Annotated in this window: 18 protein-coding genes and 1 pseudogene; 8 read left to right on the top strand and 11 right to left on the bottom strand. The window is 51.8% G+C overall.

Annotated features, from left to right (window positions below; translation table 11 throughout):
• Positions 1–2: 2 nt before the first annotated feature.
• From fliN to fliF, 9 genes are all read right to left on the bottom strand, one after another.
• Positions 3–416, bottom strand: a complete 414-nt coding sequence (fliN, locus tag HV242_RS14195; RefSeq protein WP_014170738.1) for a flagellar motor switch protein FliN — start codon at positions 414–416, stop codon at positions 3–5.
• Positions 413–1,417: a flagellar motor switch protein FliM gene (fliM, locus tag HV242_RS14190; RefSeq protein ID WP_014170737.1), complete on the bottom strand. Its 1,005-nt coding sequence runs from the start codon at positions 1,415–1,417 to the stop codon at positions 413–415. Before fliM ends, fliN begins: the two co-directional genes overlap by 4 nt.
• Before the next feature lie 4 nt (positions 1,418–1,421).
• Positions 1,422–1,892 carry a flagellar basal body-associated protein FliL gene (gene fliL / locus HV242_RS14185; RefSeq protein WP_020883336.1) on the bottom strand — a complete coding sequence of 157 codons (471 nt, stop codon included), beginning with the start codon at positions 1,890–1,892 and terminating at the stop codon, positions 1,422–1,424.
• 106 nt (positions 1,893–1,998) lie between these two features.
• Positions 1,999–3,237: a flagellar hook length control protein FliK gene (gene fliK, locus HV242_RS14180; RefSeq protein WP_020883337.1), complete on the bottom strand. Its 1,239-nt coding sequence runs from the start codon at positions 3,235–3,237 to the stop codon at positions 1,999–2,001.
• A complete protein-coding gene (fliJ, locus tag HV242_RS14175; protein WP_014170734.1) occupies positions 3,234–3,677 on the bottom strand; it encodes a flagellar export protein FliJ in 444 nt (147 codons plus the stop codon). Before fliJ ends, fliK begins: the two co-directional genes overlap by 4 nt.
• A gap of 21 nt (positions 3,678–3,698) precedes the next feature.
• Complete coding sequence (gene fliI, locus HV242_RS14170; RefSeq protein ID WP_032678467.1) at positions 3,699–5,069, bottom strand: flagellar protein export ATPase FliI; 1,371 nt, start codon at positions 5,067–5,069, stop codon at positions 3,699–3,701.
• Positions 5,069–5,776 (bottom strand): flagellar assembly protein FliH, encoded by a 708-nt coding sequence (gene fliH, locus HV242_RS14165; protein WP_063858311.1) that lies wholly within the window; start codon positions 5,774–5,776, stop codon positions 5,069–5,071. Before fliH ends, fliI begins: the two co-directional genes overlap by 1 nt.
• Positions 5,769–6,767: a flagellar motor switch protein FliG gene (gene fliG, locus HV242_RS14160; protein WP_014170730.1), complete on the bottom strand. Its 999-nt coding sequence runs from the start codon at positions 6,765–6,767 to the stop codon at positions 5,769–5,771. Before fliG ends, fliH begins: the two co-directional genes overlap by 8 nt.
• On the bottom strand, positions 6,760–8,439 hold the full coding sequence (fliF, locus tag HV242_RS14155) for a flagellar basal-body MS-ring/collar protein FliF (RefSeq protein ID WP_025203806.1): 1,680 nt from the start codon (positions 8,437–8,439) through the stop codon (positions 6,760–6,762). Before fliF ends, fliG begins: the two co-directional genes overlap by 8 nt.
• A 228-nt stretch (positions 8,440–8,667) precedes the next feature.
• Between fliF and fliE the strand changes: the two genes are divergently transcribed.
• Complete coding sequence (fliE, locus tag HV242_RS14150; RefSeq protein ID WP_050737012.1) at positions 8,668–8,979, top strand: flagellar hook-basal body complex protein FliE; 312 nt, start codon at positions 8,668–8,670, stop codon at positions 8,977–8,979.
• A gap of 26 nt (positions 8,980–9,005) precedes the next feature.
• On the opposite strand, the pseudogene HV242_RS14145 reads toward fliE, so the two are convergent.
• Positions 9,006–9,665: pseudogene (locus tag HV242_RS14145) on the bottom strand (site-specific integrase); the annotation flags it as partial.
• A 45-nt stretch (positions 9,666–9,710) separates the two neighbouring features.
• Between HV242_RS14145 and HV242_RS14140 the strand changes: the two are divergent.
• From HV242_RS14140 to HV242_RS14115, 6 genes are all read left to right on the top strand, one after another.
• The gene (locus HV242_RS14140; protein WP_063858312.1) at positions 9,711–10,508 is read left to right on the top strand and encodes a hypothetical protein; all 798 of its coding nucleotides are present in this window, start codon (positions 9,711–9,713) and stop codon (positions 10,506–10,508) included.
• Positions 10,509–11,918, top strand: a complete 1,410-nt coding sequence (locus tag HV242_RS14135) for a host specificity factor TipJ family phage tail protein (protein WP_306461578.1) — start codon at positions 10,509–10,511, stop codon at positions 11,916–11,918.
• 56 nt (positions 11,919–11,974) lie between these two features.
• Positions 11,975–13,858 carry a tail fiber/spike domain-containing protein gene (locus tag HV242_RS24165; protein WP_050737011.1) on the top strand — a complete coding sequence of 628 codons (1,884 nt, stop codon included), beginning with the start codon at positions 11,975–11,977 and terminating at the stop codon, positions 13,856–13,858.
• 127 nt (positions 13,859–13,985) lie between these two features.
• A complete protein-coding gene (locus HV242_RS14125) occupies positions 13,986–15,299 on the top strand; it encodes a hypothetical protein (protein WP_050737010.1) in 1,314 nt (437 codons plus the stop codon).
• Between the two features lie 11 nt (positions 15,300–15,310).
• Positions 15,311–16,264, top strand: a complete 954-nt coding sequence (locus tag HV242_RS14120; RefSeq protein ID WP_050737009.1) for a glycosyltransferase — start codon at positions 15,311–15,313, stop codon at positions 16,262–16,264.
• Positions 16,261–16,665: a GtrA family protein gene (locus tag HV242_RS14115; protein WP_050737008.1), complete on the top strand. Its 405-nt coding sequence runs from the start codon at positions 16,261–16,263 to the stop codon at positions 16,663–16,665. Before HV242_RS14120 ends, HV242_RS14115 begins: the two co-directional genes overlap by 4 nt.
• A gap of 247 nt (positions 16,666–16,912) precedes the next feature.
• Here HV242_RS14115 and HV242_RS14110 read toward each other — a convergent pair whose 3' ends face one another.
• On the bottom strand, positions 16,913–18,013 hold the full coding sequence (locus HV242_RS14110) for an acyltransferase family protein (protein ID WP_050737007.1): 1,101 nt from the start codon (positions 18,011–18,013) through the stop codon (positions 16,913–16,915).
• Between the two features lie 143 nt (positions 18,014–18,156).
• Here HV242_RS14110 and HV242_RS14105 point away from each other — a divergent pair, with 143 nt between their 5' ends.
• Positions 18,157–18,546 (top strand): HumD family translesion DNA polymerase, encoded by a 390-nt coding sequence (locus tag HV242_RS14105; RefSeq protein WP_050737006.1) that lies wholly within the window; start codon positions 18,157–18,159, stop codon positions 18,544–18,546.
• The last annotated feature ends 158 nt before the right edge of the window (positions 18,547–18,704 follow it).

Genomic DNA, 18,704 nt, shown 5'->3' with positions numbered 1-18,704 from the left:
GCTTAACGGCTCAGACGACGCATACGTTCAGATGGCGTAATAATGTCGGTGATGCGCACGCCGTATTTATCGGCAACCACCACGACTTCACCCTGGGCAATGAGATAACCGTTGATCAGAATATCCAGCGGTTCGCCGGCGAGACCGTCAAGGGCCACCACGGAACCCTGCGTCAGACGCAGCAGCTCTTTAATGGTCATGCGGGTGCGGCCCAGTTCCACGGTCAGCTTAACCGGGATATCCATAATCAGATCAATATCCTGCAGCGTACCGCTGACATCGCCGCCGCCGAGCTGCTGGAACACAGCATCCGCTGCACTTTTGGCCGGAGTCGTTTTTTGCTCGTTTAACGCGTCAGCCCACAGATCGTCCAGTGCTCCGCTGTTTTCATCGGACGGATTGTTCATGTCACTCATTTGGGCTGTTCCTCATTCAGCGAATTCAATATCGGGTTGATCAAGTGCTCAACGCGTAACGCATACTGACCGTTAATTGTGCCGTACTGACTTGTCAGCACGGGGACACCATCCACATGGGCAATAATGCGGTCGGGTTTTTCTATCGGCAAAACATCGCCGGGTTGTAATTTCAGGATCTGGGATAAGCGCAGCGGGATATCCGCGAAGCTCGCCACCAGCTCAAGCTGAGAATGCTGAACCTGGCGCACCAGGTTTTCACGCCAGTTCTGATCTTCGTTGCGTGAGTTCTCCAGCGGCGGGTTGACCAGCAGTTCACGCAGCGGTTCGATCATGCTGAACGGCAGGCAGATATTGAACTCACCGGTCAGGTTACCGATCTCCACATGGAACGGGGTATTCACGACGATATCGTTCGGGGAGGTGGTGATATTGGTAAATTTCACCTGCATCTCAGAACGTACGTACTCCACTTCCAGCGGGTTAATCGCTTTCCACGCGTCGCTGTAAGATTCCAGCGCCAGCTTCAGCATGCGGTTGATGACGCGCTGCTCGGTGTGGGTAAATTCACGCCCTTCCACTTTGGTCGGGAAACGCCCGTCGCCACCAAACAGGTTATCCACCGCAATGAACACCAGGCTTGGCGAAAACACCACCAGACCTGTGCCGCGCAGCGGTTTCAGGTGGATCAGGTTAAGGTTCGTTGGCACCGGCAGGTTGCGGGCAAACTCATGATACGGCTGGATGCGGATCGCACCGACCGTGATATCCGGGCTACGACGCAGCAGGTTAAACAGCCCCATACGGAACTGACGTGCAAAACGTTCGTTAATGATCTCCAGCGCCTGCAGACGTTCACGTACTACGCGGCGCTGGGTATTGGGATCATAAGGACGAATATCGCTATCGCCGCCAATACCCGGTTGCGGATCATCGTTCTTATCGCTGTCGCCGTTAAGAAGCGCGTCGATTTCTGCCTGAGAAAGAATACTGTCGCCCATGTCGTTACCGCAGTATGAAGGCTGTATACAGAACGTCAGTGACTTCCTGCTTGGGTTGACCGTTTACCAGCGGGGTCGCCAGCGTCTGTTTAATGGCGTCGACCAGCTTTTGCTTACCGTCATCGGTAGCAAGTGTAGAGGCGTCCTGACGAGAGAACAGCAGCAGCAGACGGCTACGCACTTCAGGAAGATAATCATTCAGGCGCGCACGCGTGGCTTCATCTTTCAGGCGTAACGTAATACCCACATACAGCACACGATCCGCATCACCCAGATTCACGGTGAAGGTATCCAGTGGGAAGAATACCGGTGCCGGCGGAGGAGGCGGTTCGGCTTTGGCTGCAGCGGTAGAAGGTTCCTGCTGCATACGCCAGTAACTATAGCCCGCGGTAGCGCAGGCGGCGAGCGTGATTAACACCAGCAGCGGGATCCAGATGGAACGCTTGCTTTTTTTGGTGATCGCGGAGTCAGTCATCTGATACGAGCTTCCTGTTTCGGTACAGCTTAATAAGGTGATTATCCCGTGTCCTGCTGTCGTCAAAGCGTGGAAAAGACGGGGATAATCACGCTACCTCTGGCGTTTAGGCAAAGATGTCTACGGCACTGTTGCCACGCGCCGCGGATTGCAGGGCGGCAGGGGCAGGCAGTAACTCATCGCTCTCCTCATTAAAACCGCCGGTATTACCGGAACGTGAAGCCTGTTGCTGCTGTTGAGAGGAGGACTGCTGCTGTCCGGCAAAGCTCTCGCTGCTGACACTGCTTTGCGCGAGCTGAATGCCACTCTCAGCAAGCGACGTGCGTAGGACCGGCAGTGCAGCTTCCAGGGCCGCACGCACGTGGCTGTGCGCCGACACCATTTGCAGCTGTGCCTGGTTATCATCCAGTTTCAGGGTAATCTGGACCTGACCCAGATCTTCCGGATGCAGACGCAACTCTGCGGTCTGCTGGCCCTGTTTCGTGAACAACGTAATGTGCTGACTCAGGGATTGCTGCCACTCCTGGGTTCCCAGCGGCTGGCTCAATACCGGTGCCGTGGCAACGGTTGCGGCAGTGTGGCTGGTGACGTTGCTGGAAATGACGGGCGCAAGCGTTGCGGTCGGGGCTGTTGAAGAGGGTGAACTGGCGAGATCCTGCTTCTCAGCGGCGGCGGCCACGATCGGGGTCGCCGGGGCGTTGACCGGTTGAGACGGATCGGCGTTTTGCGCCTGCGCCTGATAAGTCGACGCTTGTTGCGCTTTTTCATGGCCCGCCAGCAGGGTGCTCATGGACTGTTGACCTGCACCATTTTGCGAAAGCGCGGCAGCGTTCAGCGTTGATTTCGCCGTCACGCCAATACCTGTCGCGCCAGAGGCCACCGGCGTTGCCGTCTGCTGGTGGGGCAGCATCGCCATCAGCGCGCTCAACCCTGCCAGCTCTTCTTCGCTCAGCTCGCTTTTGCTGTCATCCTGCGTTTTCACCGCGCTCAGGGTCTTCAGGGCATCACCTTTTGAAACCGGCACCAGCCCGGAAACGAGGGTTTCCAGCGGGGTGGCTGCTGTCGGTTCATCGCCTGTCAGGGCTGGCTGACGCGAGAGCAGGTTGGCTATTTTGGCCTGCAGGGTGTTCTCCCCCCCGGCTTCCTGAGCAACTTTTGACAGCTTACTGCCGGCTGCTTTCAGGTCAGCCAGCGTCAGCGGCGCATCGTTGCCCTGGCCTGTTGCGTCCGTCAGGGCGCCTGCCAGCAGAGAAAGAAAGTCTTGTGCACCGTCGGTGCCTTTCCCTGTTTGCATGCCGCCCGACAGGTCGCTGTCGGTCATCAGCAGTTGTTGCAATGTGATCATTCCGGTTTCCTCATTGATGCGCGCTGGGCAAACTCATCCATTTTCTTCTGATCCAGACGGTTTTCCGCCAGGGTCGTTGCCGCGATCTGTCGGTCCTGTAAGGTCTGCCAGGCCTGCAGTCGCTGCTTTTTCTCGCGCCAGAAATTCAGCGCGGTGTCGACTTTCTGGGTCCACTGGTTAAGCTGCTGGCGATGCTGTTCTATCGCCTTTTCCAGCGTCTGAATAAACTGCTGATAGTTAATCCAGCGCTGGCTTCCAATGCCCTGTGTCATATCGGTATTGAGGTTGGTGCGATATTCATGCTGATAGTCGATTAACATCTTCAACTGCTCTTCAGCCTGCTGGCACCCGCGTCGCATTGCGCCAAGCTGCAATGCGGCATCATCAACTTCTTTCTCAGCCAGATCTTTCAGCGTTGATAACGCGCTGTTTTGCGCCATGACCTTCGCCCTCCACCTGTGTTACACCTGCGGGAAAATCAGCTCCAGTGCCTGGAGTGAGTCTTCCCAGTCGGCGCGTTCAAAAATACCTTGTTGCAAAAACGCCTCCAGCTGCGGCCACAGACTAATCGCTTTGTCGAGCATCGGGTCGCTGCCTTTGGCATACGCCCCCACGCTCACCAGATCGCGGTTGCGCTGGAAGCTGGAGAGGAGTTGTTTGAAGTTACGCACGCGGGCGTAGTGCTTCTCTGTTATCAATGCCGTCATTGCACGGCTGATTGATGCTTCGATATCAATTGCCGGGTAGTGGCCGGCTTCGGCCAGACGGCGCGATAACACAATATGACCGTCGAGGATCGCACGCGCGGAGTCGGCAATCGGGTCCTGCTGGTCATCGCCTTCGGTCAGAACCGTATAAAAAGCGGTGATTGAGCCGCCGCCGCTGATGCCGTTTCCTGCACGTTCGACCAGCGCCGGGAGCTTGGCAAAGACCGAAGGCGGATAACCTTTGGTCGCCGGAGGTTCTCCGATGGCGAGAGCGATTTCACGCTGCGCCATCGCATAGCGGGTCAGGGAGTCCATAATCAGCAGCACGTGCTGGCCGCGGTCACGGAAATCTTCCGCGATACGGGTGGCATACGCAGCACCCTGCATACGCAGTAACGGTGAGACATCCGCCGGTGCGGCGATGACCACCGAGCGGGCACGGCCTTCTGCGCCCAGAATGTTTTCAATAAAGTCTTTTACTTCGCGACCACGTTCACCGATCAGACCCACGACGATGACATCGGCCTGGGTGTAGCGTGCCATCATGCCAAGCAGGACGGATTTGCCCACCCCTGAGCCGGCAAACAGGCCCATACGCTGCCCGCGGCCTACGGTCAGCAGGGCGTTAATCGGGCGCACGCCGGTGTCGAGGACATGTTCGATGGCGGTACGCTGAAGAGGGTTAAACGGCTGGGTGATCAGCGCGCCGGTTTCGGTGGTGTCCGGCGAGGGCAGGCCGTCCAGCGGTTTACCGCTTCCGTCCAGAACGCGGCCAAGCAGGGCAGGGCCAAGCGGGAGCTGTTTCCCGCTTTGCAGTCCATCGCCGCTGATATTTTTCGCATACACGCGCGCCCCGGGCAGAATACCTTCAACTTCTTCAAGGGGCATCAGGAACAGGCGCTGGCCGTTAAAGCCGACGACTTCGCTCTCAACTTCACGCGTCTCTTGTCCATCCTGACGCTCAATCACGCAGGTGGCTCCCAGCGGAAGCTGCAGGCCAGTGGCTTCCAGCACCAGGCCGGTGGCTCGCGTGAGTCGTCCGTAACGGCGAACGGACGGCAGCTGCGTCATCTTCGCTTCAAAATTATCGAGCGTGTTGAGCCAGCGGGTGAGGCGTGCAGTCATCAGACGACTCCCGGTGCTGCCAGGCGGCACAGTTCCTGCCAGCGGGTCGCAACGCTGGCATCCAGGTCACCTTCATCGGCAGAGACCTTGCAGCCTCCGTGATGCAACGACGGGTCGCCGCGCAAACGCCAGCCGTGCAGGCTCAGCGTCGCGCCCAGACTCTCTTCCACGCGCTGGAGGTCGTCCGGATGAACGCGCAGCTGCGGTTTCCCACTGAACAGCGGCTCCTGCTGAAGCAGACCCTGAATTTGTTTAATCAGCGCGGTGTTGTCCACCGCCGGCGCGTGGCCGATCACCTGACGGGCGGCTTCCAGCGCCATCTGCATCAGCCTTGAGGCAATGACGCTGTCCAGCGCATCCAGCGTGTGCTGAAACTCGCTGACCAGCTGCTGCATACGGGCGTGAAGCGGAGCCTGTTGTTGGCGCGCCTGTTCAATGCCGTGTTCTAACCCTTTGGCCAGACCTTCCTGATACCCCTGATCGTGGCCTTTCTGGCGTCCTTCGTTCAGGCCAGCCGTGTAGCCCTGCTCATGGGCCTGCATCTGCAGCTGGGCCAGCATCTGCGCGCGCTGCTCTTCTTCGCTCAGCTCAGGCTGCTCGATGTCCGGGTCGCCCTCTTCGGGCGACAGCACGGCGGGTGTGAACTCTGACAGGGGAGGCGCCAGATCGTCGGGCGTCCAGCGCTTCCACGGCAGTTCATTAGACATAGGTGTCGTCTCCGCTGCCAATCACCATCTCGCCGGTTTCCGCCAGACGACGAACGATAAGCAGGATGGCTTTCTGTTCGTTTTCCACCTGAGACAGACGGACCGGGCCACGGTTGGCAAGGTCGTCGCGCAGGATATCTGCCGCACGCTGAGACATGTTGCGCAGGAACTTCTCGCGCAGCGGCTGCTCGGCACCTTTGAGGGCGATAAGCAGCGACTCGGAGTCCACTTCCTGGAGCAGGCGCTGGATGCTGCGATCGTCCACTTCGACCAGGTTTTCGAACAGGAACATCTCGTCGATAATTTTCTGTGCCAGCTCGCCGTCGAATTCGCGAACGGCGGTAATGACCGCTTCTTCCTGCTGCGTTTTCATCAGGTTGATGATCTCTGCCGCCGTTCTCACGCCGCCCATTTTGCTGCGCTTGAGGTTCTGGCCATCGAGCAGGTTGTTCAGCACTTCGGTCAGCTCCGCCAGCGCGGCTGGCTGGACGCCACCGAAGGTCGCGATACGCAGCATCACATCGTGACGCAGGCGCTCTTCGAACAACGCCAGAATATCGGCCGCCTGGCCACGTTTGAGGTGGACAAGAATGGTGGCGATAATCTGCGGGTGCTCGTCGCGGATAAGGTCGGCGGCACTCTGCGGCTCCATAAAGTTGAGCGTCTCAATACCGCTGGCGGTATCGCGCGTTTCCAGAATGTCTTCCAGCAGGCTGGCAGCACGCTCTTCGCCCAGCGCCTTGACCAGCACGGAGCGCAGATAGTCGTTGGCGTTGACGTTGAGCGCGGCAAACTGTTCAGCTTCCTGCTCAAATTCAGACAGCACTTCCGTCAGCTGTTTGTTAGAGATCTGGCGTACGTTTGCCATTGCCGCACTGAGAATCTGTACTTCGCGCTGGGAGAGGTGTTTGAACACCTCGGCCGCACGGTCTTCGCCAATGGTCATCAGCAGGATGACGCTTTTATCGGTGCCTGAAAGCGTGTTACTCATGTTCGTTACCCATCCACTGGCGGATGACCAGCGCCACGACGCGCGGATCGTTATCTGACATTTCGCGAATGCGCTGGCTCATGACCTCGGCGCCCATACGCTGGTTAGCACGGCGTTGCTGCATCTGTTCGTCTTTGCTGAGGCGAACTTCAACCGCATCTTCCACTTCCTGACGGGTACTGACCTGTTCGCGCGCCGCTTTTTCAGCTTCTGCACGACGCTGGAGCTGAGGACGAATGCCCTTACGCCACAGCAGCCACGCGACAATCAGAACCAGCAGCCAGCGACCTGCGGACAGCAGCTGATCGATAAACGCCTGCTGTTGCCAGAACGGCAGTTCGCCACCTGACTCTTCAACCGAGTTGAACGGTGAGTTCACCACGTTGAGCGTGTCGCCGCGCTTCTCGGAGTAACCCATCGCCTCACGGGTCAGGTCTTCAATCTGTTTCATCTGCTCGGCGGTCAACGGCAACGGTTTGCCATCCGCCAGCGTCTTGTAGTTCACCACCACCGCAACCGACAGACGCTGTACATCGCCCACGTTCAGTTTGGTGTGGCGGATAGTACGGTCCACTTCGTAGTTGGTGGTTTCGTTACGACTGCTGGTACGCGGACCGGCGGTGCTGGCTGTTGATGTGGTCTGCTGATTCGTTTGCTGACCGTTCTGCTGATTAGCCGGTGGCGTTGAGATTGGCGCCGCGTTAGCCGGTGCTGGCTGGTTAGACAGTGCGCCCGGCACACCGCCTGGGTATGCGCCGCCAACCTGTTCGTTTTCATTGACCTGACGAGAGCGCATTACCGCCTGAGCCGGGTTGCCATTCGGGCTGTATTGCTCTTCGGTCTGTTCTTTATTAGAGAAGTCAATCTGCGCGGTAACCTGAGCATGCACGTTGCTGTTACCCACGACCGGGCCAAGGATGGCTTCGATGCGACGCTGCACGCGACTTTCCACATCCGCGGCATATTTCAGCTGCGCGTCATTCAGATCGCGGCCTGCGGTATTGGACTGGGTCAGCAGATGACCACTTTGGTCAACCAGCGTCACGTTACCCGGCGGGAGACCGGCAACGGCGCTGGAGACCAGATGGGTCACCGCGCTGATTTGTCCTTCATCCATTGCACGGCCAGGCTGGAGGTTAACGGTGACGGAGGCCGACGGGGATTTCTGCTCGCGGACAAACAGGGAGGGTTTAGGCATGGCCAGGTGCACACGGGCACTCTTCACCGGACCCAATGTTTCAATCGTACGGGCCAGCTCACCTTCCAGCGCACGCTGGTAGTTCACCTGCTCGCTGAACTGGCTGATACCGAATTTTTCCTGATCCAGCAGTTCAAAACCAACCGCACCGCCCTTTGGCAGTCCCTGTTGCGCCAGGCGCAGACGAAGTTCGTGCACCTTATCAGCCGGTACCTCCAGCGCACCGCCGTTATCCGCAAAGCGATAAGGGATGTTCATCTGGGTAAGCTGGGTGACGATAGCACCGCCATCCTGATCGGAAAGGTTACTGTAAAGCGTGCGGTAATCAGGGCTTTTCGCCCACAAGACCATCGCTACAAGGATCGCAATTGCGGCAGCGCCTGCCACGATCAACGGGATTTTAGGATTCGCGCGAAGGCGGTTCATCCACTCGAGTGATTTATTTTGTGGCGCTGTCGATGCTGTTGCACTCATTGCGCACCTCTTAAATCCTGGTGGTTTACGTTATTCGTGTAGAGAAACAAAACTGACTCCCGGGTCGGCAAACACGACAAAAGTTCCATATTGATGGCCCTGCCATTATTTGATGATTCAGGATTTTCTATGCGTCAAATAACCTGGTTTTTTCACGCTATTTACCGCCATTATCTTATTGACAAGCTGTTAGTCTTGACCCCGTAAAAAACCATTCAGGGGAGAGTCATGGCTATACAGGGTATTGAAGGGGTGATCAGTCAGTTGCAGGCAACGGCGATGACGGCCCGTAATCAGAATATGGCAGAACAACCGAGCATCAGTTTTGCAGGACAACTGCACGCCGCGCTTGACCGTATCAGCGATACCCAGACCGCCGCACGTACTCAGGCGGAGAAGTTCACCCTCGGCGAGCCGGGCGTGGCACTGAATGATGTGATGACCGATTTGCAAAAAGCCTCGGTTTCCCTGCAGATGGGGATTCAGGTGCGTAATAAGCTTGTGTCTGCTTATCAGGAAGTGATGGGCATGCAGGTTTAGGTTGCCTAACCTAATGATATTTATAATTAATAACCATCCGATCCTACAGCGTGGGGCATGGATGGGGCAAACTCACTTAATTTCTGGTTGAGGATGAGTACCTGGTCCTGGTTATTTTCAGCCATCCAGGATCCGTACACCCGGTAAACCATTTGGGCGTCGGTGTGGCCCATTTGCTTCGCGATGAAGTTCGGGTTAGCACCGGCAGCCAACGACCAGCATGCATACGTGTGTCGGGACTGGTATGCTCTGCGATAGCGAATCCCGGCGCGTCGCATTGCCGCTTCCCACGATTGGTTGATCGACCGAACTGCGTAATGATGCCCGGCACGGCCATATTCGCGCAGTTTCACCTCCATCTGATACTGCTTACCGAGACGTGTTAATTCGGACTGGCTCTTTAGCACGTCGATCGTCGGCTGAATTAGGTTGATGACGCGGTCCGTCCCGGCATCAGTTTTCGGAAGGGTGAACTCCTTCGTTAAAGTGTGGTTCCGGCGGGTCATCATCGTACCCGCTTTCAGATCGATATCTTCCCGGGCCAGCGACACGAGTTCTCCGTGCCGTACGCCCGTATACACGGCCAGCGACCACATGTTTTTCAGCTGCTGGTGGGCGCAGGCGTTAATCATCCTCACAAACTCGTCGCGCGTCAGCGGATCAGGTTTGCAGCGGGAACGCTCAAGCACCTCAACCCGATCAAGTTTACGCAGAAGGTTCTTGCCGGCCTGATGCCAAAACCCAATGCGAGCGCTTCAAGCGGGAACAGTGAAACATCGCCAAACAACAGCCTGAAGGGGCAGGCCAACATCGCGCGCAATGGTGAGGCTAAGCCTGATAACTTCGGGCAGATCAGGGCGTTCCCTGACCTCACCCAGGAATCAGTTTTTGAATATGTCCCTGGCGGCGCAGATAACACCTGGCTGAAATACGTAACTGAGCTTATGTGCTTTGGCCTGGGGAAATATGACATCACCTATGTGCGGTTCTCTGAAACTAATCTTGGCTCAATGGCGGGAGCAAGTTACACCATTTATCAGCCCGGTGAAGTGATCCCCCAGTTCATCGAGGGCTACCAGTTTGACGACGTTGACGGGCAGGAACTTCTCGGGCCAAACGAAAAAGAAGGCATGCCAATTGAAAGCACGACGGCGACAACCGTCATAAGTGGCGTTTACGCTGGTGATGATATTGCGATGAAAATCGTAAAACAGGCTGATTTTGACTATTTCCTTGGTCTGATCATTCCTCACCCGGTTACTTTCACGAGCAATGTAACCAGGCCGGTGCCGGGTGGTTCTGTAACGGAAGATGTGCAGCTTTCAGGGTCGATGATAAGCATCGTTGAAAGTGACGACGGAAGCGTCATTAACCCGGTTAAGTATTACACTTTCACGTTCAATAAAATTTCAGCGCCGGGCTTTGATTTATCAGGCGTAACCATCAACACAACAAAATTTATCCTGGCCGATAACGGAACGCTTGTGGTAGGCCCGTTTATTTCCCCGGTGCAGTCAGCTCAGCTATAGATCCACGTAATTGCCGGTTACGCCGGGCAGCATAACGACTCTTCCAAAATTAAATGGTGGAAGGTCGATGATAATAATGATCAGATCCCAGGCACAGAGGAGACGGGGACTTATGCGATTGTAGAAGGGATAAAGGGCGTTTCGAAAACCTACTACCGGACATATAAGCAAACTCCAGCAGCTGGGTACGGACGCTATGCCGTCTCGCTTGAGCGCATAAAAAACAGCGCAAGTGACAGCAAAATACAGCTTGAAGAGATACATGCCATCAATGTCAGGACCAATGTTGTACATCCTGATGACACGCTGGTGAAAATAGTCGTCCGGGCGACAGAGAACGCCACCGGAAGTCGTGACAGGAAATACAACGCGCTGATCACCCGCCACGTTATCAGCTACAACATGACGACGCAGCAGGTTGATTATACGCTCCGACCGTCACGGAAATTTGCGGATATCGCGTTGTTTAACTGGCTCGTTGTCGGTCAGCAGCCGGAGTCGAGCATTGACATTTACGGCCTGTACCAGATTCAGGCTGAAATCGACGCCATCGATCCGGGACTCGGATACTTCGATTATACCTTTGATGATGAGGATGTGTCGCTCGGTTCGCGAATGGAAACCATCTGTGACGCAGTCAGCGTGTCCGTTTATGACCATAACGGTGTGCTGTCATTTACCCGCGATAGTCGAAAAACATCAGCGGCCACGATATTTAACCGGGCCAATACCAAGCCAGATGGTTACTCACTTTCGTACGATACGACTCTTCCTATTGGCTATGACGGCGTTGAAGTGCAGTTCCGCAATTCTGACACCAATAAGCAATACTTTGTCCGGTACAGGATATCCGGCAGTTCTATTATTGAAGGGTTACCGGCCAAGGCGAAGAAGTTCGAAATGCTGTATGTAAGGAACAGATTCAAGGCTGACGAGCGGGCGCTGCGCGAGTGTAAGAGGCTCATTTTCTCCCGTATGACCATGGCTATTACAGCAATGGCTGACGGAGAATGGGTAAACATTGGCGACATGGTTCAGGTGCCGGACATATACGACACCAACCAGCAGGCCGGATACATTGTGTCACGGGGCGGCAATGACTTTGAGACGAGTGAGCGTCTCAACTTCTCCGGAACCATGTTTGTGCAGGTCACGGATTCATCCGGTGCCACTACTGCACGATACCAGGCATCCCCGCGCACTGACACCGCGTTTGGCTTTACTGCTGCCATTCCAGACATTGACCTTAACCTGTTCGACGGTGTTGACGTCCAGTCGCCTTCCCGGTACGTCATTGCCACGTCACAGGAGCTCGATGCAGGGCAGTGGACAATCACTGCCAAGCAACCTGACGGCAAGGGAAGTACCGCATTAACTCTCGCTGAGTATAGCGATCTGATTTACCAATAAGACCCATCCCGACCATCACAACCCGGCCACCGCGCCGGGTTTTTTATGGAATAAATATGGCTACGCAACCTACCAACTTGCTTGTTCCAAGCGAATCGCCGCGCGATCTGAAGTTTAACGCCGGTAAAATTGACGAGTTTGTTACCTCGCTGGTTAATACTTATATTGACCGGTTTGGTAACGAGCATTACACCATTGAAGGTTTGCGCTGGATCGCGCAGCAGGCTATTGCTCAGTATGGGTGGATCCCTGTAGGTACATTCCAGGCAGGGGCAACGTTAACGCTCCCCAATCAGATTTTAAAAGATACCACTGACGAAGAATACTATCGCTGGGATGGTTCATTTCTTCCATCAGGTAAGATTGTGCCGAATGGTTCTACGCCTGGCTCGACTGGAGGTGTTGGGACAGGTGCATGGCTCAGTGTTGGAGATTCAACCCTCAGAAGCATGCTGGCAAGCTCAGTAGGTGCTGCTGCTATTGGATCTCCATCCGGCGCAACGGCGCAGGATTATTTCACCGCTGCCGATTTAAACACTGTTACAGCACTTATGGCTTCAAGCCTTGCACCCCAAATCAAGGAAGTGCGCACATCTGGCTACTACGATATTTTTGGTAAGCGCGATATCTGGGTACGTTCTGCCGAAACGGCAACTCCAAGCCAGACACCGCTTCAGCTTAATAAGCTTGCAGTGACAGATGCTAATGGGTCTGTATGGTATCTGGATATTTCGAATGGAGAGGTGTGTTTTGACTCCATAGGAGCAAAAGGTACTGGATTAACAGCTGATGATGACTGGTCGTATCTTGAGTTGGCACTTAAAAACGCAGAGCAAGGTACAAACAGAGCAGTTAGAGGCAATAAATCTGCGTACTACTTTTCTAAGCCAATCCTTATGAAAACAGGTAGGCACCTAGAATTTAATGCGAAATTCGGGGTGGATATTACCTATGGTGGACAATTACTTTCATCAACTGACGCTCCAAATGCAACCACTCCTGTAGGTGTCGGTTACACCTCAACATTCTCAGATAAACAAGCTCAGATCGTGGTTGCTCACACTGGAGGGCAATTTGCTCGATACTGGTCAGTCAAAAACTGCTACATAAAAAATGCCAGTAGTGCATCATCAGCTTATGGAATCTACTGCCCATTTGGTAATGCATTTGACCTTAAAAGCGTCTGGTCCGTTGGAGGTCTTGTAGACTTTGATGCGAGAAATATTTACACATACTCCTTTAGTGGATGTTATTTCTCTGCACCAACAGGAATAACAGGAACTGTAGGAATTAACGTAACTCCAATTCAAAACGGATTAGGTTCTGGTACATCAGGAACGTTTGAGCGCATTGGTATTGTTGGTTACAAGCACAGCTGGATATTCACGGAGATGAACTACACATCCATGACCAGTTGTTATAGCGAAGATACAAGAGCGCGTTATGCTTTGTTCCTGACAAGATGTAACGGCATGAACATCAATACGTATGGTATAGAGAATCTGACAGTTGTTTCCGGAGACGGAAGACTGGTTGCTATTGTCGATAGTCAAGCTTCCATTAATGGACTGCAGGCATCTTATAACATCAACCTGTCCGGTGTTAGTGCGATAACAGTCACAGGAAACTCTCAGGTAACGATAAATGATCCATTTGTTGTCGCTGTAGGATCCGCATACGTGCCTCTTCAGACGGATAACACTTCTCATGTCAGGATGTATGGCTTCAAATCTACAGGACCAACTCCTCTTGCAAATATTCTTGGGTTGCAAACGGTAATCTATGCAGACCAGGGAAGAAATGAATGCGTTAACTTCCCTGGCAACTGGAATGGCGGATTCTTGAGGATTGGGGCTATAAGATTATGGGATGATGGTACGGGACTTCGCATCAAGCGAGGAACTGACCCATCAAGCGTTTCTGATGGCACAGCCCTGTAACAAAAAACGGGCCGCTTCGGCGGCCTTTTAACCCCCCATTACAGCCCCAAAGATCTTGCCTGGCTACACTTCATGTGTGAAAATCCCTGCCTAAATCCTCAGGAAAAACCCGAAATTAGATGATTCAATGTCAATAACAAGGATAGATTTTAAGAGGTCTGCGCCTCAGATTTTGTTGTCACTGTTTGGGCTGATAATTACGCTCTTAGCGTTTTATCCTGGCATAGTAAGCAGTGACGCCCTTGACCAGTATCAGCAAGGCTCAAGATTTATATTCACAGACTGGCATCCACCAGTAATGAGCTTCATATGGTCGATTACAGATAAGATAATACCAGGCCCATTCGGCATGCTCCTTCTGGAATGCTTAATGTACTGGGGCTCTCTTTTACTGCTATCAGCATCAATTCCAGCAAAACATAAATACCTCTCCCTGTCAGTGATTGTTGTTGGGTTCATGCCGTTTGCCTTGGGTACGCTAAGCCACATTCTGAAAGATGTTTTCCATGCCGTAACATGGATGCTTGCAGTTGGCCTGGTAGTCATCGCCAACCGGAATGAAACAGGGAAAAGAAAGATTATTATCTTTGCAGGCATCCTTCTGATAATTGGAAGCATGTTTAGGTTCAATGCCATATTCGGCCTCATCCCACTGGCATGGCTGCTGGTCGTAGATGAGAAACCATGGGCATGGAAAAAGCTGGCGTTTGCACTCGTTTTATTCCCGCTGTGCGCATTACTATTTACCTCAGTTTTCAACTACAAAATCCTCGATGCGTCAAAATCAAAGGCTTTTCAGTCGCTTATAGTTTTTGATATTGGCGGGATATCACACTTCTCTGATAGCAACCACTTCAAAGAAGAGTGGAGCGATGAAGAAGATAGCAAAATAAGGAATGAGTGCTACGACTCGCGTTCGTGGAACAGCTATGCTTGGGGGCCATGTGGCTTCGTTCTTAAAAGGCTTGTTGCATCTGGATCATGGGATGATGGGTCTTTGATGGGGAAATGGCTGGAAGCTATTTACCATCAGCCAACTGCATACCTTCAGCATCGCTATGAAAACTTTAAGAGCCTGCTGTGGGAACCAGGAGGGATTCTTGAGGACAGGACGGCAAGTAACTCATTAGGATTCGAATACAAAAAGACCGAAGCCTTTGTTGCATTACAAGGAATAACTGATTTCCTTGGCGACACTCCACTGTTTAAGCCTGGATTCTGGTTAATAGTTTCGTTGGCATTTTCTTTGTATGGCCTGTTTGCAAGCAAAGGAGAAGCGAAAAACTTAATCATTGCCTTGAATACATCCAGCTTCCTTTATCTGCTTGCTTATCTGTTTGTAGGCGTAGCATCAGATTTCAGGTACGCGTACTGGTCCATCATGGCCACATCCGTTAGCGTTCCATTTATTTTGCTGTCTATCAAAACAAGAAATAATTAACCGAGGTTTGTATGCATTACCGTGGTCAGCATGTAGCATTAATTGTTCCATGCTATAACGAAGAATCAGCGATAGAGTCTGTTGTTTATGGGTTCAGAGAGGCATTGCCTGAGATCGACATTTATGTGTTCGACAACAATTCAAGCGATCGCACGGCACAAGTTGCAGAGGCTGCAGGAGCAAAGGTTATCTCGGTAAAATTACCAGGGAAAGGAAACGTTGTAAGACGGATGTTCGCAGACGTAGAGGCTGATATCTACGTGATGGTGGATGGTGATGCGACCTATGAGGCAGGAGCAGTTAAATCGCTGGTAGACAAGCTTCTTGACAATCACCTTGATATGGTTGTCGGGTGCAGAAAGACAAAAGAAGAGATTACCGGAGAGGCTTACAGGCGCGGTCACCAGTGGGGCAACTACATGCTCACTCACAGCGTGGTTAAGATATTCGGCGGCAATTTTACTGACATGTTGTCAGGTTATCGCGCATTCACTCGCAGATACGTGAAATCATTTCCGGCTATATCTCGTGGCTTCGAGATAGAAACAGAGCTCACGGTGCATGCTCTTGAACTGCGAATGCCTTATGGTGAAGTGATGACGGAATATGGTGCGCGACCCGAAGGCTCTGTCAGCAAGCTTTCAACATATCGCGATGGATTCCGCATCCTGAAGATGATTGCGCGGCTTTATATCACTGAGCGACCATTTGCCTTCTTCGGTATCTGCGCACTGCTTATGGCTTTGACATCAGTTATTCTCGGATTCCCTCTGCTCACAGAGTACCTTGAAACTGGCCTTGTTCCCAGATTTCCAACCGCAATTTTAGCTGCCTCAATTATGATCGCCGCTGCACTTTCATTTGTCTGCGGATTAATCCTGGATAACGTTACCAGAGGACGACACGAAATGAAGAGGTTGGTATATCTTGGAATACCACTTCCATTCATGGGCAAAGAAAAATGATGAAGGTTTTAAGAGAGTTGTTTTTCTTCGCTATCAGCGGAGGTCTTGGTTTTCTTGTGGATACTGCAGTTCTGTACCTGCTAATAGGAAGCCTAGGGCCTTACATAGCGAGAGGCCTCTCTTTTTTTTCCGCAGTTCTGTTTACATGGATCTTCAACAGGAGCATTACCTTCAAAGGGAAAAGATCAAACATGAAGGCTGGTTCAGAATTCGTGTCTTATCTCTTGCTCATGCTATGCGGTGGTGCTGTTAACTATGGCCTGTACAGTTGGCTTATATCATCGTACGGAATTGTTTTAGAGCATCCAATAATCGGAGTTGCAGCAGGTAGCATTGCCGGGATGTTTGTGAATCTCGCAACATCAAAACTTATTCTTTTCCGCAAGGAAGTGAATGATTAAAATTCATTACACAGCAAGCAATTAGCCCACTTCGGTGGGCTTTTTGCTGTCTCCATATTGCCATTGGAAACGCATTAGGTGGGCAAACAATCATATTTGGCGAGCCAGGAAAACCGAAAGCACGAATATGCTAGTAATCTGGAGCTAAGGAATTTTACGGATAGGAGCGATAAGATTATGTGATGGCGGGTCAGGCCTCAGGATAAAAAGAGGCTCTGACCCAACGTCGGCTACAGACGGAACTGCGCTACAGAGAATGACTGGCTGGTAATGGACGACGGACTGCTTTGATTATTCGCTTTCCAATCATGATGAACGGCTTTTCTAGATATTCATACGTTAACCAGGAAAATGTTACTGAGGCACAGACCATGTATGCAAACCTAGATATTCCGCTAGTTTTTTCATACATAGGAACGTAACTAGGGTAATATATCATCACATAAATCACGATGACGTGTGTTAGATAAAGTGAGTAAGATATATCACCAAGAACCGTCAGGATTCTGCTCTTGCCGATATCATGCGAACGTTCAAAGACCATTAAGCCAACAATGATTGCTAGCCCCCATATGCCATAATTCAACGGTCCGGATCCAATTCTGAAATTACTGAAATAGCAAATAAAAACAAATGAAAGGCAAGTGAATAATATTATCCCGGAATATTTTGATAAATTAACTTTGCTCACAAGTTTATATAATAACATCCCATATATAAACTCAATCAACATTGGTGATGCAAAGAAATTAAGCATTGGGATGCTGGCTCCGTTTAAATGCATGTCTCCTGAAAGAGATATTTCATCGTTGTAAATATTTTGAATGAGAATTCCCGGCAACAACAGAAGAGTTGAGGTAATCAATACTCTATGATAATGATTAATAGACATTGCAATTACGAATATTATATAAAAATATAGTTCATAAGTGAGCGTCCATGCTGTATATAGTACGTTATAACCAAAGAATGGTCCGTGCATTGAATAGTTAGTATGAATAAGCAGTGCTGATTTTATTAATGATGAAATTTCAATTGGCTTTACGTGATTGACGACTAAATAACATAAAAATAATGATGCTAGAAATACAGGGTAAATGCGAAAAAACCTTCTTAAAATAAAAGACCCAGCAGAAGATCGTTCCTTATCATGCGTTGAGTAAGAGATGATGAAACCGCTTATAATGAAAAAAAGGTCAACTCCTGCCTGCCCGTTGAGTAGCAAGAAGTTGCCTAAATCCTTTATTCCAAACATTCCGTTTAGCATTTGCCTTGCATGAAATCCCACTACCAGCAAAGCGGCGATGCCGCGAAGGTAATGTATTGATTGAATTTTATTGTTGTTCATCATCTGGCCATGGTTAGGAGACTAAATTCATTGCATTAACATGCAGTTAGATAAGCTTACAATAGTAGCACTTTATTAGTGCTTGATCGATACCGTCGATCGGTAATGCTGTATATAAACACAGCAACTATCGGAGGTGCATCATGGTATTCCCGTCGCCGGCAGCAGACTACGTTGAAGAGCGCATATCGCTCGATAAGCGCCTTATCATTCACCCATCAGCTACGTACATGATGGTAGCCGGAACGACATACCTGCGTGCGGGTATCATGAAGGGTGCCATGCTCATCGTCGATTCATCGCTCACACCGAAAGACGGTTCTCTGCTTGTCTGTGCTGTTGATGGTGAGTTCAGGATCATGCGCTACAGGACGCTACTGCATCCATGTCTGGAGAACCCTGAAAATGGAAGGAGGGAGCCGTTACCATCGAAGGATGACACCTCGGATACTTCTCGGCCGGTGTTTGGGGTGATCACCTACAGCATCAACGATGCTCGCTCTGGCGAGTTCGACGACTGCCCGGTGATGTAATGGGGCATGGATGGGACACAAAACAGCACTCGCTCTAAGGTGAACTTAGACGACTGATGTTTTCGACAACTCTAACCATCTGTTATTTGGTGCGCTCTTGGACGATCTTTGTCGATTATGAAAAATGTATGCTCATGTGATGGGGATGCAAGTTTAAG

It is taken from the genome of Enterobacter sp. RHBSTW-00593 (assembly GCF_013784105.1).
GTDB classification, from domain to species: domain Bacteria; phylum Pseudomonadota; class Gammaproteobacteria; order Enterobacterales; family Enterobacteriaceae; genus Enterobacter; species Enterobacter ludwigii.
The sequence above is the reverse complement of the archived record's forward strand: the minus strand, read 5'-3'. Positions and strand labels throughout refer to the sequence as shown.